Annotated in this window: 15 protein-coding genes and 1 pseudogene; 6 read left to right on the top strand and 10 right to left on the bottom strand. The window is 66.7% G+C overall.

The features are described 5' to 3' along the window. Nucleotides 1–124: 124 nt before the first annotated feature. The 3 genes and pseudogenes from AC1D3B_RS00750 to tsaE form a co-directional block, all read right to left on the bottom strand. Nucleotides 125–244 (bottom strand): annotated as a pseudogene (locus tag AC1D3B_RS00750) (SMP-30/gluconolactonase/LRE family protein); the annotation flags it as partial. Between the two features lie 855 nt (nucleotides 245–1,099). Next, nucleotides 1,100–2,557 (bottom strand): N-acetylmuramoyl-L-alanine amidase, encoded by a 1,458-nt coding sequence (locus AC1D3B_RS00745; protein WP_478188752.1) that lies wholly within the window; start codon nucleotides 2,555–2,557, stop codon nucleotides 1,100–1,102. After that, nucleotides 2,554–3,051 carry a tRNA (adenosine(37)-N6)-threonylcarbamoyltransferase complex ATPase subunit type 1 TsaE gene (gene tsaE / locus AC1D3B_RS00740; RefSeq protein WP_478188751.1) on the bottom strand — a complete coding sequence of 166 codons (498 nt, stop codon included), beginning with the start codon at nucleotides 3,049–3,051 and terminating at the stop codon, nucleotides 2,554–2,556. Before tsaE ends, AC1D3B_RS00745 begins: the two co-directional genes overlap by 4 nt. On the opposite strand from tsaE, the gene queG reads away from it, so the two are divergent. Then, on the top strand, nucleotides 3,037–4,107 hold the full coding sequence (gene queG, locus AC1D3B_RS00735) for a tRNA epoxyqueuosine(34) reductase QueG (protein WP_478188993.1): 1,071 nt from the start codon (nucleotides 3,037–3,039) through the stop codon (nucleotides 4,105–4,107). The two genes, tsaE and queG, sit on opposite strands and share 15 nt — an antisense overlap. Here the strand turns inward: queG and AC1D3B_RS00730 are convergent. Together AC1D3B_RS00730 and AC1D3B_RS00725 are read right to left on the bottom strand one after the other, a co-directional pair. Then, complete coding sequence (locus tag AC1D3B_RS00730; RefSeq protein WP_478188750.1) at nucleotides 4,094–4,519, bottom strand: hypothetical protein; 426 nt, start codon at nucleotides 4,517–4,519, stop codon at nucleotides 4,094–4,096. The genes queG and AC1D3B_RS00730 overlap by 14 nt on opposite strands. A gap of 29 nt (nucleotides 4,520–4,548) precedes the next feature. Continuing rightward, nucleotides 4,549–5,466: an AEC family transporter gene (locus AC1D3B_RS00725; RefSeq protein WP_478188992.1), complete on the bottom strand. Its 918-nt coding sequence runs from the start codon at nucleotides 5,464–5,466 to the stop codon at nucleotides 4,549–4,551. A 92-nt stretch (nucleotides 5,467–5,558) separates the two neighbouring features. Here AC1D3B_RS00725 and AC1D3B_RS00720 point away from each other — a divergent pair, with 92 nt between their 5' ends. The 3 genes from AC1D3B_RS00720 (at nucleotide 5,559) to AC1D3B_RS00710 (ending at nucleotide 8,545) form a co-directional block, all read left to right on the top strand. Continuing rightward, nucleotides 5,559–6,533, top strand: a complete 975-nt coding sequence (locus tag AC1D3B_RS00720; protein ID WP_478188749.1) for a tripartite tricarboxylate transporter substrate binding protein BugE — start codon at nucleotides 5,559–5,561, stop codon at nucleotides 6,531–6,533. A gap of 66 nt (nucleotides 6,534–6,599) precedes the next feature. After that, nucleotides 6,600–7,514 (top strand): site-specific tyrosine recombinase XerD, encoded by a 915-nt coding sequence (gene xerD, locus AC1D3B_RS00715; RefSeq protein WP_478188748.1) that lies wholly within the window; start codon nucleotides 6,600–6,602, stop codon nucleotides 7,512–7,514. 56 nt (nucleotides 7,515–7,570) lie between these two features. After that, nucleotides 7,571–8,545 (top strand): Bug family tripartite tricarboxylate transporter substrate binding protein, encoded by a 975-nt coding sequence (locus AC1D3B_RS00710; protein WP_478188747.1) that lies wholly within the window; start codon nucleotides 7,571–7,573, stop codon nucleotides 8,543–8,545. 12 nt (nucleotides 8,546–8,557) lie between these two features. Here the strand turns inward: AC1D3B_RS00710 and AC1D3B_RS00705 are convergent, their stop codons facing one another. Continuing rightward, nucleotides 8,558–9,361: a ferritin-like domain-containing protein gene (locus AC1D3B_RS00705; protein ID WP_478188746.1), complete on the bottom strand. Its 804-nt coding sequence runs from the start codon at nucleotides 9,359–9,361 to the stop codon at nucleotides 8,558–8,560. 38 nt (nucleotides 9,362–9,399) lie between these two features. Here AC1D3B_RS00705 and AC1D3B_RS00700 point away from each other — a divergent pair, with 38 nt between their 5' ends. Together AC1D3B_RS00700 and hslO are read left to right on the top strand one after the other, a co-directional pair. Further along, on the top strand, nucleotides 9,400–9,924 hold the full coding sequence (locus AC1D3B_RS00700; RefSeq protein WP_478188745.1) for a gamma carbonic anhydrase family protein: 525 nt from the start codon (nucleotides 9,400–9,402) through the stop codon (nucleotides 9,922–9,924). A 23-nt stretch (nucleotides 9,925–9,947) separates the two neighbouring features. Next, nucleotides 9,948–10,946, top strand: a complete 999-nt coding sequence (gene hslO / locus AC1D3B_RS00695; RefSeq protein ID WP_478188744.1) for an Hsp33 family molecular chaperone HslO — start codon at nucleotides 9,948–9,950, stop codon at nucleotides 10,944–10,946. 15 nt (nucleotides 10,947–10,961) lie between these two features. On the opposite strand, the gene AC1D3B_RS00690 is transcribed toward hslO, so the two are convergent. Genes AC1D3B_RS00690 through ftsB form a run of 4 tightly spaced genes read right to left on the bottom strand, consistent with a single transcriptional unit; the run spans nucleotide 10,962 to nucleotide 14,947 of the window. Further along, nucleotides 10,962–12,932, bottom strand: coding sequence for a Kelch repeat-containing protein (locus AC1D3B_RS00690; protein WP_478188743.1), 1,971 nt, complete (start codon nucleotides 12,930–12,932; stop codon nucleotides 10,962–10,964). Nucleotides 12,933–12,990: 58 nt separating this feature from the next. Continuing rightward, nucleotides 12,991–13,974 (bottom strand): hypothetical protein, encoded by a 984-nt coding sequence (locus tag AC1D3B_RS00685; protein ID WP_478188742.1) that lies wholly within the window; start codon nucleotides 13,972–13,974, stop codon nucleotides 12,991–12,993. Between the two features lie 14 nt (nucleotides 13,975–13,988). Further along, entirely contained in the window at nucleotides 13,989–14,648 is a 660-nt protein-coding gene (locus AC1D3B_RS00680) for an AAA family ATPase (RefSeq protein ID WP_478188741.1), read from the bottom strand. A 23-nt stretch (nucleotides 14,649–14,671) separates the two neighbouring features. After that, nucleotides 14,672–14,947, bottom strand: coding sequence for a cell division protein FtsB (gene ftsB / locus AC1D3B_RS00675; RefSeq protein ID WP_478188740.1), 276 nt, complete (start codon nucleotides 14,945–14,947; stop codon nucleotides 14,672–14,674). Nucleotides 14,948–14,951: the final 4 nt, after the last annotated feature.

The following is a 14,951-nucleotide window of genomic DNA, read 5'->3' as shown; positions in this document are numbered from 1 at the left end:
ATGCACTTGGGAACGCCATGAAGAAACAGAGCCACACCCCTGGAGTTCCGCTTGCTCGCCCATACTGAGCTCGCCCTAAAGCCGCCGAGCCGGTGGTCGAGTACGTAAGCCCGATCTGGTTCGCTTAGCCGACTCTCGCACCTTGAGTGTTTACATACAGCGAATAGAGCCCTTGCCCTGCCGCCATGAAAAGCCAATTTCGTTGCCGCCCGCCAAAACACACGTTTGCGCACCGCTCAGGCATGAATGCAAAAAGCCGGTCGGAACTGACGCCGCTCAGAGGTATTGACTTCCCTCGGGATCAACGGCGAATGTCGGCTGTCTGGCCACCAATTTGGCGAGCTCTATGACCGCAACGGGCTGCGGATTCACGGACCTGGCGATAGCCGTTGTTCAATACGGATCCGTGAACTGAGCTCGCGCAGCGATGAATCCTTGGTGCGCAAGCTGTTGATTCACTTGATTCGCAAGCCTGACAAGCTCGCAGGATTTCACGCTGGCTATACTTTGTTCGTCACGTCAAAAAAGGCGTGACTGGGATTGGCGTCCCGATGCAGCACTGCGACGAAAGCCGCAGCCACTACCGCAGTAGTCCTGCGGCTTCGTTGTTCGTGCCCCTTTTTTGGCGGCTCGAGCGGGGAGCCGCGAGGCTCGCCGGTTCTCGCAGGAGCTGCCCGGTACGCCAACCCGTTCGAGTCGCCGCCCCTGATTGGCGTCGGGTGCGGCGGTTTTTGCAAACTGCAGCTTCTGGAGGCCAAACTTGGTCCACCCTACTTGCGCGCCCGCGCGCCACCCCGACGTTCCCCTCACGGGCGAGAACGCTTTTTCCAAACCCGCAGATCAACGCGCCGCACTGGCCAGGCAAGCCGCAGTCGAGCGCACCGCAGTGCACGAGGCATACCGCGCCCTCGTTTGCGCCCGTGAAATTTTCGCCAGGGCGCAAGCGTCGCGCAGGCGCATGGGCCGAATCCAACGAAGTGAGGTGGAGGCCCTCGCCGCACTTGTCCACGCGGAATTCGAGCGTCGCGCCGCGGCGCTCCAGACAACCCTGGATGCGATGGTCGACCTTCGAACGGACTGACCGCTCAAAGGCACCGACTCACAACTGCCGGCTGCGCGCCAGCGGCGGGTTCTGCGCAAAGTAGCGCTGGATGCCGCGCATCAGCGCATCCGCCAGGTCTTCCTGGTAGGCCGTGCTGCGCAGCTTGGTCTCTTCCTCGGGGTTGCTGATGAAGGCCGTCTCGACCAGCACGCTGGGAATGTCCGGCGCCTTGAGGACCGCGAAACCCGCCTGCTCGACCTGCGGCTTGTGCAGGCGTGCGCCGATGCTGCGGATCTCGCCCAGCATCGCGCCGCCGAGCTTCAGGCTGTCGTTGATCTGCGCGGTGGTGCTCATGTCGAGCAACGCGCGCTGCACTTGCGCCTCGTGATTGCCGACGTTCACGCCGCCGACCGTGTCGGCCTGGTTTTCCTTGTTCGCGAGCCAGCGGGCCGCGCTGCTCGATGCGCCACCCTGGCTCAGCGCGAACACGCTCGCGCCCTTCGCCTCGGGTGTCGTGAAGGCATCGGCGTGGATGCTGACGAACAGGTCGGCCTGCACGCGGCGCGCCTTCTGCACGCGCACGCCGAGGGGGACGAAGAAATCCGCGTCGCGCGTCAGAAAGGCGCGCATCGGGTTGCCGTTGACGCTGCTCGCGTTGATGCGCTCGCGCAACCGATGTGCGATCTGCAGCACAATGTCCTTCTCGCGCGTGCCGTTCGGACCCATGGCGCCGGGGTCTTCGCCGCCGTGGCCCGGATCGAGCGCGACGATGATGATGCGGTCGGTCTGGCTCGCCGTGGCGACGCTGCGTCCGGTGGTGGGCGGAGGAGGCGCCGCCGGAGCGCTCCCCGTCGACGGCAGGGGAATGGGCAACGGGCCGACCGGCGCCGTCGGACGATTGGCCTGAGTGACCGTCACCGACGGGGTCGGGCGGGCGGATTGCTGCGCCATGAGGTCACCCAGCGGATCGGCGGCCTGGGTGCCGGAGCGCGAGGGCGCGGATGCGTCGGCGGGGGCTGCGCTGGCCATCGCCGTCTTGGGCGCATCGCGCAGTCGCTCGGTGATCAGCGCTTCAAGCGGATCGGCGGCCTGCTGTGGATAGAGGTCGAGCACCAGCCTGTCCCTGTACGCCGCGACGGGCGCCAGCGAGAACACCTGCGGCGCCACCGACTGCTTGAGGTCGAAGACGATGCGCACGACACCCGGCGCGAACTGCCCGACGCGCAGGCCGTTGATGAACGGATCGTCGGGCTTGATCTTTCCGACCAGTTCGCGCAACGCGGGATTGAGGTCGATGCCGTTGATGTCCACCGCCAGTCGCGGCGGGCTGCCGACCACGAGCTGCTGCGAATTCAGGCGGCCGTCGGATTCGATGGTCACGCGGGTGTAGTCGGAAGCGGGCCATACGCGCACCGCGACGATGGTCGCGCCGCGGGCAATCTCGTGGATGCCCAGCAGCAATGCAATGCTGCCGCCTTGCAGCAGCGCGCGTCGCTTCAGTCCGTCCGCTCTCATGCAGCGTCGGCAAGCAACCGGCTGCCGCGCTGCGTGTGGGCGCGGAGGGTCACGGTGCGGGTGTCGTCGATCATTGCTTCTATTTTAATAGCGAGGTCCGCAAGCGGAATGCGCCCCGCAGCGTTTTCAGGCCATTCCGCCAGCTTTACACCCGGGCCGGCGAAGATGTCGCGGAAGCCGGCATCCTCCCACTCGCGCGGATCGCTGAAGCGGTAGAAGTCGAAATGGAAGATGGCGAGTCCGTCGGGCGCCTCGTGCGGCTCCACGACTGCATAGGTCGGACTCTTGATGCGGCCCGTGATGCCCAGCGCCCGCAGCAGATGGCGCACGAAAGTCGTCTTGCCCGCGCCCAGGTCGCCCTGCAGCGAGATGAAGGCGTCGCGGAGCGCCGGTGACCCGGCAAGCGCGAGCGCCAACGCGTCCGTGTCGTCTTCGGTGCGCCAGATCCGCGTGGCGGTATGCGTTTCTACAATCGGCATGTGATCGGCAGCCATCAACTCGTGATTCGGATTCAGGCTTTGGCCCGGGAGCTCGGATTCTCCCAAATCGGGATCGCGGGTGTCGATCTCTCGAGCGCAGAGCCGGGCCTGATGCATTGGCTGGCGGAAGGGTTTCACGGCGACATGCACTACATGGCCGCGCACGGCACGCGGCGCGCGCGGCCGGCGGAACTGGTGCCCGGCACCGTGTCGGTGATCACCGCGCGCATGGATTACCTCCCGCGCGCCACGCCCGACGATTGGCAGGCGGTGGAGTTCGCGCGGCTTCGACGGCCGGGCGAAGGCATCGTGTCGGTCTATGCGCGCGGTCGCGACTATCACAAGGTGCTGCGTTCGCGGCTGTCGAAGCTGGCCGATCGCATTGCCGACGAGGTCGGCCCCTTCGGCCACCGCGCCTTCACCGATTCCGCGCCGGTGCTCGAAGCCGAGCTTGCTTCGCGCAGCGGCCAGGGCTGGCGCGGCAAGCACACCCTGGTGCTGGATCGGGATGCCGGCTCGATGTTCTTCCTCGGCGAGATCTACGTCGACATGGCACTGCCGCCGAGCGACCCGGTCACGCCGCACTGCGGCAGTTGCAGCGCCTGCATCGACGTGTGCCCGACGCAGGCGATCATCTCGCCGCACCGGCTCGACGCGCGGCGATGCATCTCGTACCTGACGATCGAACATGCCGGGTCGATTCCGCTCGAATTGCGGCCGCTGATGGCCAACCGCATCTACGGATGCGACGATTGCCAGCTGATCTGTCCCTGGAACAAGTTCGCGAAGAAGAGCGCGCTGCCCGATTTCGACCCGCGCGACGGGCTGACCGGGCGGCATCTGGGCGAACTCTTCGCATGGAGCGAGCAGGACTTCCTGCGCTACACCGAAGGCAGCCCGATCCGGCGCATCGGCCACGAGCGGTGGCTGCGCAACGTGGCGGTGGCGCTGGGCAATGCGCTGCGCGCGGGGGATGAGGGCGCGCGCACGGCACTGGCCACGCGCCGCGAGCACCCGAGCGCACTCGTGCGGGAACACGTCGAATGGGCGCTCGGGTTCAGTGCCGGATGATCGCGGAGATCTGCGCGGTTCCCGAATCCAGGGAGCGCATCGAACTCAGGCGAATCGAGCCGTACTTGAGCGCTGGGTTGTTGATCAGCTTGCCGCTGAAATGGCCGTTGAAGCGCGTGTCCCGGCAGCCTGCGACCGTCAGTTCGACCGTGGCATTCGCGGGCGACACGTAGTCCATGCTCGATCCCGTCAGGGTGCAGGTGGCTTCGGGGACGTTGCCATGCACGCGGCCGTCGGCGTCGATCTGAAGCACGCCGGGGTAGACCTCCGGCGGGCCTTGCGCGCCCGTGTCCTGCTGCACGACGTAGAACAGGAAGGGGCCGTTCCAGGCACCCTGGTATCGGGTGTACTCCTGTGCCTGCACTGCGCCGGCAAGCGATGCTGCTAGAACGGCCAGGAGGTAGCGGCGCATGGGAGCATCGTAGCCGTTGAAATGCCGGGCTAGCGCGCGAGCGCCAGCGCGAAGGGCAGGCTCAACACGCCGAGCACCGTCGAGAGCGTCACCAGCCCCGCCACGAAGGCGCCGTTGTAGCCCATGCGCGCGGCCAGCACGTAGGCGCTCGACGCGGTGGGCACCGCCGAGAACGTCATCAGCACCGCCGCCTGCGCGGGATGCAGCCTGAGCACGACCGCGAGCCCCCAGCCGATCAGCGGCAGCACCAGGTGCCGGATCGTGAGCACCGACACGGCCAGCACCTTGCCCTGCGCGAGCGTCGCGAACTGCATGCCTGCGCCGGCCGCCATCAGCCCGAGGGCAAGCGATGCCGCGCCGATACGCGACAGCGTCGGTTCGAGCCAGGTCGGCACGCCGAGGCCGAGCAGGTTGGCGATGAGGCCGGTCACGGTGGCGATGATCAGCGGGTTGCGCGCTAGCTGGCGCGCGAAGCCGGTCTGCGCGTGTCGCGCCATCGGCCACACGGCGGCGATGTTGAACATCGGCACGCAGACGCCGATCAGCACCGCGATCATCAGCAGGCCCTCTGCCCCTGCCACACGCTCGGCCAGGGCCAGGCAGATGAACGAGTTGAAGCGAAAGGCGACCTGCGCGCTGGCCGCGTGGTCGCGACGGTCGATGTACCGGCCGATGCCCGGACTGAAGGGCAGGGCGTAGGCCAGCGTGATGCCGCTGAGCCCGACACCCACGCCCGCGGTCAGCAGGTTCGATGTCGCCGCGAAATCGAGCGGGCTGCGCACGATCGAATGAAACAGCAGCACCGGGAAGAGGAAGTAATACACCAGGCTTTCGACCTGTATCCATACCTGGCGGTTGAGCGCCGTGTAGCGGCACAACAGCCAGCCGCAGGCGATGAGGGAGAAGTCGGGGAAGAGCAGCTGCGCATAGTTCACCCGTTCGAGGATATCCGGCGCATGGCGTGGGTTATCCACGAGGTGCCGCGGCGAACGACCCGTTAGCATCCGGGCTTTGATCATCGGCCCAAGGAGGCTATTCAATGCAACGTCGTCAATGGAATGCGTTCGCCGGCGCCGCCGCGCTGTTCGCATTCGCGGGGTCCAGCTGGGCGCAGGGTTATCCGAACAAGCCCGTCGAACTTTCGGTGCCCTTCGCACCGGGCGGCACCACGGACATCGTGGCGCGCGTGATCTCGGAACCGCTGGGCAAGGCACTGGGCCAGCCGGTGGTGGTCATCAACAGGGCGGGCGGCGGCGGCATCGTCGGCGCAGCCGAAACGGCACGGGCCACCCCTGACGGCTACAAGCTCGGCGTCGCGACGGTGTCGAGCACGGCGGCCAATCCGGCGATCAACCCGAAGACGCCGTACGACCCGATCAACGACTTCACGCCGATCGTCAACATCGCGGCCACACCCAACATCATCGCGGTGCACCCGAGCTTCCCGGCCAAGAATTACGCCGAGTTCGTCGCCGAGCTGAAGAAGAACCCCGGCAAGTACTCGTACGCCTCGTCGGGCACGGGCGGCATCGGGCACCTGCTGATGGAGCTCTACAAGAGCCTCACGAACACCTACGTCACGCACATCCCGTACCGCGGCGCCGGACCGGCGCTGAACGACGTGGTGGCCGGACAGGTGGCGATCATGTTCGACAACATCCCTTCGGCGCTGCCCTTCATCCAGACCGGCAAGCTGGTGCCGATCGTGGTGTCGGCGCCGCAGCGCCTCGCCGCGCTGCCCAATGTGCCGACCTTCAAGGAAGTCGGCCTGGAGCCGGTGAACCGCATGGCCTACTACGGCATCCTGGGTCCGAAGGGCCTGCCGAAGGATGTGGTCGACAAGGTCAACGCGGGCGTGAAGAAATCGGTCGAGGATCCGGCCGTGCGCAAGCGCATCGAGGACACGGGCTCGCTGATCGTTGCCAACACGCCGGAACAGTTCGCGGCGCAGATCAAGGCCGAGTACGAGGTGTACAAGCAGGTCGTGGTCAAGCAGAAGCTGCAGCTCGACTGATCCGGGGCGCCATCGCTCGAAGCCGCCCCCGCCCGGGCGGCTTTTTCTTTTGTTATCTTGCATCGCATGACCGCGGCCACCGAAACGCCTACCGAGACGCCTGAAATCGACGACTTCATCGACGCCCTGTGGCTCGAGGACGGTCTCTCGAAGAACACGCTGGCCGCCTATCGACGCGATCTGGAGCTGTTCGCGCACTGGATGAGGGCCGAGCGCGACAAGGGGCTGGATGCCGCCCTGGAGAACGACCTTCAGGCCTACATGGGCGTGCGTCTCTCCGACAAGGGCAAGGCGACTTCGGCAAATCGGCGGCTTACCGTGTTCAAGCGCTACTACCGCTGGGCGCTGCGCGAACAGCGCATCAGCGCCGATCCCACCCTGCGGCTCGCGCCGGCCCGGCAGATGCCGCGTGCGATCAAGACCTTGTCGGAAAAGCAGGTCGACGATCTGCTGGCGGCGCCGGACGTCGATACGCCGCTGGGCTTGCGAGATCGCGCGATGCTCGAACTGATGTATGCGAGCGGGCTTCGCGTGAGCGAACTGGTGGAGCTCAAGGTGTTCGAGCTGAGCCTCAACGATGGCGTTCTGCGAGTGCTCGGCAAGGGGAGCAAGGAGCGGCTCGTGCCTTTCGGTGGCGAGGCGCGCCGCTGGATCGAGCGCTACCTGCACGGCTCACGCCCCCTCATCCTGGACGGCCAGCAGACGCCGGATCTGTTCGTCACGAATCGCGGTTCGGGCATGACGCGGATGATGTTCTGGGTCATCGTGAAGAAGAACGCGCTGGCGGCCGGCATCCATGTGCCGCTTTCGCCGCACACGCTCCGCCATGCCTTTGCGACGCACTTGCTGAACCACGGCGCCGACTTGCGCGCGGTGCAATTGCTGCTCGGCCATGCGGATATTTCGACGACCACGATCTACACGCACGTCGCACGCGAGCGACTGAAACAGCTGCATGCGCAGCACCATCCGCGAGGCTGACTTCGCGCTTTCGTCATTCGCTGGAGAATCGGATATCCGTTCGTGGAGTCGTATCGATGCCTTTGAGTTTTTCCCGCCGAACCCTGGTCCTTGCCCTGGGTCTTGCAATGTCCGCAGGCGCTTCGCAGGCGCAGGTCATTCCCAGGACGATCCGCCTCGTCGTCGCCTATCCGGCCGGCGGCGTCAGCGATGTCGTTGCGCGCGCGCTGGCCGACAAGCTCTCGGCACAGCTCGGCAGCACGCTGGTGGTCGAGAACAAGGCGGGCGCCAGCGGAACCATCGGCATGGACGCCGTCGCCAAGGCTGCACCGGATGGCGCCACGCTGGGCTTTTCCGCTGTCAGCCCACTGGTCCTGAATCCGCACCTCGGCAAGTCGCCCTTCGATCCGCTCAAGGACATCGCGCCGGTGGTCAGCGTCATGTACTCGCCGGTGCTGCTGCTGGCGACGCCCGCGACGGGCATGCGCGATCTCAAGTCCTTGCTCGATGACGCCAGGGCGCGGCCCGGTGCGGTGCGTTGGGCGACCTCGGGCCAGGCGTCGCTGGGCCACGTCGTGCTCGAACAGCTGCGTGCGGCGGAAAAGGTCGACATCACGCACATCCCTTACAAGGGCGGCGGGCAGCAGCTGAACGACGCCGTGGGAGGACAGTTCGAGATCCTGTCGACCAACGCCGGACCGGCGGTGGCTGCGCAGATCAAGTCGGGGAGGCTGCGCCCGCTGGCGGTCGGGGCGCCGACGCGTCTCGACACCCTGCCGAAGGTGGCGACGCTGGCGGAGCTGGGCTATCCCGCGGCGAACGTGTCTTCGCTTTTCGGCGTGTTCGCGCCGGCGGGGACGCCGTCGATCCTGATCGAGAAATACAACGCCGAGATCAACCGGGCGCTGGCCAGCCCCGATCTGCGCGCCAAGCTGGAGCAGACCGACAACGTGCCGACCGGCGGCCGCGTCGAGGAGTTCACCAACGAGATCGCCGATGAGTTCGAGAGCAACGGCCGCATCGTGCGAGCGGCGGGAATACGGGCGGAGTAGGAGAGCCCAGGCTCACGTTTGCGACAGCGCCTGCAACTCTTCGTCGGTAAAGCCAGCCTGTGCGCGCGCCTCCAGGTTGAACGGTGCCCTGAGTCGCGGCGCTTCGTGGCGGCGGTAGAGCACGCGGTAGTGCGCGATCGGGTCGAGGCCCTCACGCTCGCAGAGCCAGCGGTACCAGCGATTGCCGATCGCCACGTGCCCGACTTCGTCGCGCAGGATGATGTCGAGGATCGCGCAGGCCGCCAGCGCGTCCGGCGTGTTCACGCGGCGCAGCTTGGCCTGGATCAGGGGCGTCGCGTCGAGTCCGCGCGCTTCGAGCGTGCGAGGCACCAGGGCCATGCGGGCGACCACATCGTCCTTCGTCTTCTCGCACATGTTCCACAGGCCGTCGTGGCCGGTGAAGTCGCCGTAGCTGTAGCCCATGCCGCGCAGGTGCTCGTGAAGCAGCGTGAAGTGCTGGGCTTCCTCGTCGGCCACGCGCAGCCAGTCGCGGTAGTAGGCTTCTGGCATGCCGTCGAAACGCCAGGCGGCGTCGAGTGCGAGGTTGATCGCGTTGAATTCGATGTGACAGATCGAATGGATCAGCGCGGCCCGGCCTTCGGGCGTGAAGGGCGAGCGCTTTTCGACCTCGGTGGCCGAGACGCGAAGCGGTCGCTCGGGGCGGCCCGGCACGCCGGCTTCGTCGCCCGTCGTCCGGATTGACCCCAACGGGATCGGATGCAGAGTCGAAGCCGCCACCGTGGCGCGCGTGGCGGCCACCTTGAGCTCGGGATCGGTGAGGCGCAGTGCGGCCAGGGCGCCGTGGCGGGGGTGCATCCCTACAATTCTAGTTTTCGACCTCTGGAGAGACCGCGATGGCACTTTACGAACTCGATGGCGTGGCACCTCAACTCGGCGAAGGCGCGTGGGTCGCCGACAGCGCGCAGGTCATCGGCGATGTGGTGCTGGCCGAGAACGCGAGCATCTGGTTCGGCGCCGTGGCGCGCGGCGACACCGAGAAGCTGCGGATCGGGCGCAACAGCAATGTGCAGGACCTGTCGGTGCTGCACGCCGATCATGGCTTCCCGCTGACCATCGGCGAGAACGTCACGGTCGGCCACCAGGTCATGCTGCATGGCTGCACGATCGGTGACAACTCGCTGGTCGGCATCCAGGCGGTGATCTTGAATAACGCGAAGATCGGCCGCAATTCGATCGTTGGTGCCGGCAGCGTGGTGACCGAGGGCAAGGAGTTTCCTGACAACTCGCTCATCATCGGCTCGCCAGCCAAGGTGGTGCGCACGCTGGACGATGCCACCGCCGCGAAGCTCCGGCAGACTGCCGGGCACTATGTGGAAAACGGCCGTCGCTTCGCGAAGGGCCTCAAGAAAATCGCCTGAATCGGCGGGAGAGCGAGTCCCCATTGAGCGAATTGCACAAGTTCCTGTTCGACGGCCTGCCGGTGCGCGGCATGATCGTCCACCTGACCGATGCCTGGCAGGAGGTCCTGGCGCGCCGCGCTTCGAACACCGGCACCGGCGCGTATCCGCCCCCCGTGGCGGAACTGCTGGGTGAAATGACGGCCGCGGCCACGCTGATGCAGGCCAACATCAAGTTCAACGGCGCGCTCATCCTCCAGATCTTCGGTGATGGCCCGGTCAAGATCGCGGTCGCCGAAGTGAAGCCCGACCTGAGCCTGCGCGCCACCGCCAAGGTGGTGGGCGAGCTCTCGGCTGATGCGCGCCTGCCCGACATGGTGAACGTCCACAACAAGGGCCGTTGCGCGATCACGCTCGACCCCAAGGACAAGCTCCCGGGCCAGCAGCCCTACCAGGGCGTGGTACCGCTGTTCGGCGACCACGGCGAAAAGCTCGAACGGCTCAGCGACGTGCTGCAGCACTACATGCTGCAAAGCGAACAGCTCGACACGACGCTCGTGCTCGCGGCGGACGACAAGGTGGCGGCGGGCCTGCTGATCCAGCGCCTGCCCGTCAAGGGCGAAGCCAATCTCGAAGGCACATCCCGCAGCGACAACGACCAGGCCAACGAGGACGAGATCGGCCGAAACGAGGACTACAACCGCATCTCGATCCTGGCGTCGAGCCTGACGCGCGACGAACTGCTCACGCTGGATGTGGACACGATCCTGCGTCGCCTGTTCTGGGAAGAGAAGCTGCTGCGCTTCGAACCGCAAGCCGGCTTGCTGGGGCCGCACTTCGCGTGCACCTGCGGACGCGCGCGGGTGGCGAACATGATTCGCGGACTCGGCGCCGAGGAGGCGGACGGCATCCTCGCCGAGCGCGGTGACATCGAGGTCGGATGCGATTTCTGCGGCAAGCAGTACCGTTTCGATGCGGTCGATGCCGCGCAGATCTTCACCGCGCCGGGCGACCAGATGCCCGGCACGCCGGTGGTCCAGTAGGACCGGTCCACTGCGCTACGGAACCTGCACCTCGGCCAAGGCCAGGGAATCGGCGTCGTGGCCTCCCGCGACCAGGACGTTGCCACCCGACAGCAGTGTTGCCGTGTGGAAGTAGCGAGCGGTCGCCATGGAGCCTGTCGCCGTCCATTGGCCGGAGGCGGGGTCGTAGAGCTCGGCCGTCTCCCAGACAGTGACGTTGTCGTAGCCGCCCGCGACCATGACCTTGCCGGCCAGCAGAAGCGTCGCGGTTTGAGCCGTGCGTGGCGTGCTCATGGAGCCCGTGAGCGTCCATTGGCCGGTCGCGGGATCGTAGAGCTCCGCTGACGACAACGAAGACCCACCGCCGAATCCGCCTGCGACGAGCACCTTGCCGCCGGGCAGCGGCGTCGCGGTGTGGGTCAAGCGCGCGGTGTTCAGGGGGCCGGTGGACGTCCACTGGCCCGTTGCGGGGTCGTACAACTCCGCCGATGCCAGCGTGCTGCCGCCAAAGCCGCCTGCGACCAATACCTTGCCGCTCTGCAGCAAGGTTGCGGTGTGGAGGCTACGGGCGGCGGTCATTGACGAGGTGGCTGCCCATGTGGCAACCCATGTGCCGTTGGTGGGGTCGTACAACTCCGCCGTGGCGAGGTAGACGCCGTTGAATCCGCCGGTCACCAGCACCTTGCCATTTGGCAGCAGCGTCGCGGTGTGGCCGCTTCGAGCGGTGCTCATGGTGCCGGCCGACGTCCACAAGCCGGTGGCGGGATCGTAGAGTTCCGCCGAGGCGCGATAGCCGCCGGTGTACTCGCCGCCCGCGACAAGGATCCGGCCATCCGGCAGCACGGTCGCGGTGTGGAAGAAGCGCGAGTTGGCCATGGTGCTGAGTGACGTCCACTGATTCAGGGCCGGCGAATACACCTGTGCCGTGGCGAGCGTACCGCTCTCGTTGTATCCGCCGGCCACCAGCACGTTGCCATTCGGCAGCAGGGACGCGGTGTGGTTTGTGCGAGCGGCGTTCATCGAGCCCGCGCCCGTCCACGAACCCCCAGGCAGCACCGTGATGCTGAGTTTTGCGGTGACTTGACCCGACTCGTTGCTGCCCGTCACGGTATAGACGGTGGCTGGCTGGGGGCCCAACGGCGTGCCCGAGATGACACCGGCGATGGTGTCGATGCTCAGCCCCTGGGGCAATGACGGTGCGACGGAGAAGGCGCTGATTGCGCCGCCGGTGCTGTGTGGATGGTTGGGCGAGGTCGGCCGGCCTTCGGCATAGAGCGCGCTGGGTTCCTGATAGCTCAGTGACGCAGGCGGTGCCACGGGGGGATTGCGAATCTCGATTCGCACCACGGCGCGGGTCGAGCCAGCGCTGTTGCGCGCGGTCACCGTGAAGTTGGCAGGTGCGGCGGCTCCGAGGGGCGTCCCGGAAATGACGCCGGTGGCCGGGTCCAGCACCAGTCCGTCTGGCAGCGCGGGCTGCACGGCAAAGCCGCTCGCGTCGCCGCCCTCCAGCGTGGGGACGTTCGGCGGGATGGGCTGGCCGACGGTGTAGACGGCATCGTAGTTCTCGAAGCTCAGGTTCGTGGGCGGCAGCGTGCTGGCCGTGACCGAGATCTGGACGCCGGTGGTGACGGAACCGGCGAGGTTGGTGCCGGTGACCGTGTAGACGGCCAGGGTGGCCAGCACCTGCGGCGTGCCGCTGATGATGCCGGTGACTGGATCGATCCGGAGGCCGTCGGGCAGCGCGGGGGCGACACTGTAGCGAACGATGCGGCCGCCGCTGTTGCCGGGGACGTTGGGTTCGATCGGATGGCCCACCGGGTAGACGACCGCATCGCGCTCGAAGTGCAGTCCTGCCGGGGGCAGCAGGGGCGAGTTCAGGCCATTGCCCCATGGATCGAAGCCGCTGCCGCCTCCACCGCCGCATGCATTCAGGCACACCAGCGTCAGCAAACCGATCAGGCCCCATGCCAGCAGGCGGAGCGTGTCTTGCCACGACGTTGTCTTCATACGGACTCCATCCCTCAGGACGGTCGCCAGTATGCGCCCGGCGCTTCTGCTTTTGCGCTCAGGGCGCGGATCGCGTGGGCCCGGTCTCGAATCTGCTGAACCGGATGTCCGGCGCGCTCGTGTTGTGGCGCGATGGCACTGTCCGGCCGAACCGGACCTCGGCCGCTTCGAGCGTGGAGACAGAGAGCAGATCCCGGGTCTGCGGGGCCGAGGTGGGCGTGGTTCGCCAACCCAGTGCGCTCATGTCCGCGTTGTCCGCGGCCACGTACATCGAGCGCAGCATCGCGAACGGCTGGTTCTGGCGCGTCGGCGGCCGTAGCGATACATCGAGGGCCGTCCGGGTCCGGCTGATCTCCGCGACTTTCACATCCGCGTGCCCGCCATCGGCGAAGCGCACGTGGAAGGCGAGTGGCTGTGTCCTGACCTCGATCGAGGCGATATTCACCACCGGCCGGCCATCCGTTTCCACAGGGCCCATCAGGAAGGACGAGCCGTAGACACCGTCTCCGAAGCGCGCCAGCGGCAGCGGCTTGAGGCGCCAGTAGCCATCGGCCGGATACATCACCAGCGCCTCAAGCGGCTTGGAACCGGCCTTCTTGGCGTAGACCTGCAGCAGGTGGATGTCGTCTTCGGAGCGCTTGCCGACGCGCACCGGCACTCTGTGCGGCCGCCAGAAACTGGGCAGCGTGATACCGACGATCATCCATTCCTTGCTGTCGTGAAGCACCACGCGGCGCGGCTTGAAGGTGTAGCTCGGATCGGTGGGATGCGCGCCGCCGTCGAAGTTGCAGTTGGAGAAGTCGGGTGCGGTGACGTCGGCCTGGATGTCGGCCAGATACGGTGGCTGCAGCGCTTCGACACGGAAGCGTGCGATGCCTTGGCCGCGGAGGGTCAGGGAGACGTTGTCCTCCTCGGCGCAGGCGGTGGGTTTTGTCTGGTTCTCGACGGTCACACTGGCCGGTGTGGCCCAGGCGGACGCGCAGACGAAGGACGCCGCGGCCATCGAAGCGGCCAGGCGAAGAAGGTGCGATGAACTTGCCATGGGTATTGGAGGGATCACGAAGGGCGGCGGGCCACGAGGTCGGTGAACAGCCTGTGCTCGCACGTGGGATCGGAGCACTTGTCGCACGGCCAGAACCAGGGGCGCTGGTCGGCGTCGGAGCGACCGCGGCCCGACGCATTGGCGGCGGCTTCCGCGCTGAAGTTGATCGCATTCCAGGCATTGGCCAGTCGCTCCGGGCCACGGCCGTGGATCACGGCGTAGGGTGCTCCGGCGCCCGCGAGGGCCGTGCGCAATGCGGCGTCGGCGCGGTCGCGCTGGCCTTCGTCGTCGGCGGGCGGCAAGTCGAGCGCCATGAGCAGCGTGATCGCGTAGCCGCGATGCGCGGCCAGCGCCTTCGCGTACAAGGTGTTGTCGTCGAAGAGGATGTCGCTGTCGACCGCGCTCATCAGGGCCGTCGTGTCGGCCACGACAACGCTGCGCTCGGCAGCCGCTGCGATGCAAAGCGTCTGCTCGCGCGCGATGGCGGCCAGGTCGGATGTGCCGGGAGTGCGGCGCTCGCGGACTCGCCATTCATGCGAGAGGTCCGCCACCAGCGTCGCAGTCATGCCGCGCAGCGAAAGCCGTGCAGCGAGCGCGTTCGCGAGATCGGTCTTTCCCGTGCCCTTGGCGCCGAGCAACGCGATGACGCAGCCGGCAGGGAGATCAGGCGTCATGCGGCCGCCGGGATCGAAGCCATTCAGTGCGTGATTTGCACGAACACTTCGTTGGGCTTGACCATGCCAAGCTCCTGCCGGGCACGCTCCTCGACCATCTCCAGGCCTTCCTTGAGGTCGTTGACCTCGTTGGCGAGCCTTTCGTTGTTCAAGGCGGCGCGGGCGTTGGCCTCTTTCTGGTCGGCCAGTTTCTCCTGCAGTTGCGCCACATCGCGCACGCTGCCGCGCCCGGTCCACAGCTGCCACTGGAGGATCAGCAGCAGGAGGACCAGGATGATCGGGACGATGCGTGAACGCATGGCG

The sequence above is a fragment of the Variovorax sp. P5_A3 genome, from assembly GCF_056400665.1.
This window is presented reverse-complemented; position numbering and strand designations above follow the sequence as displayed.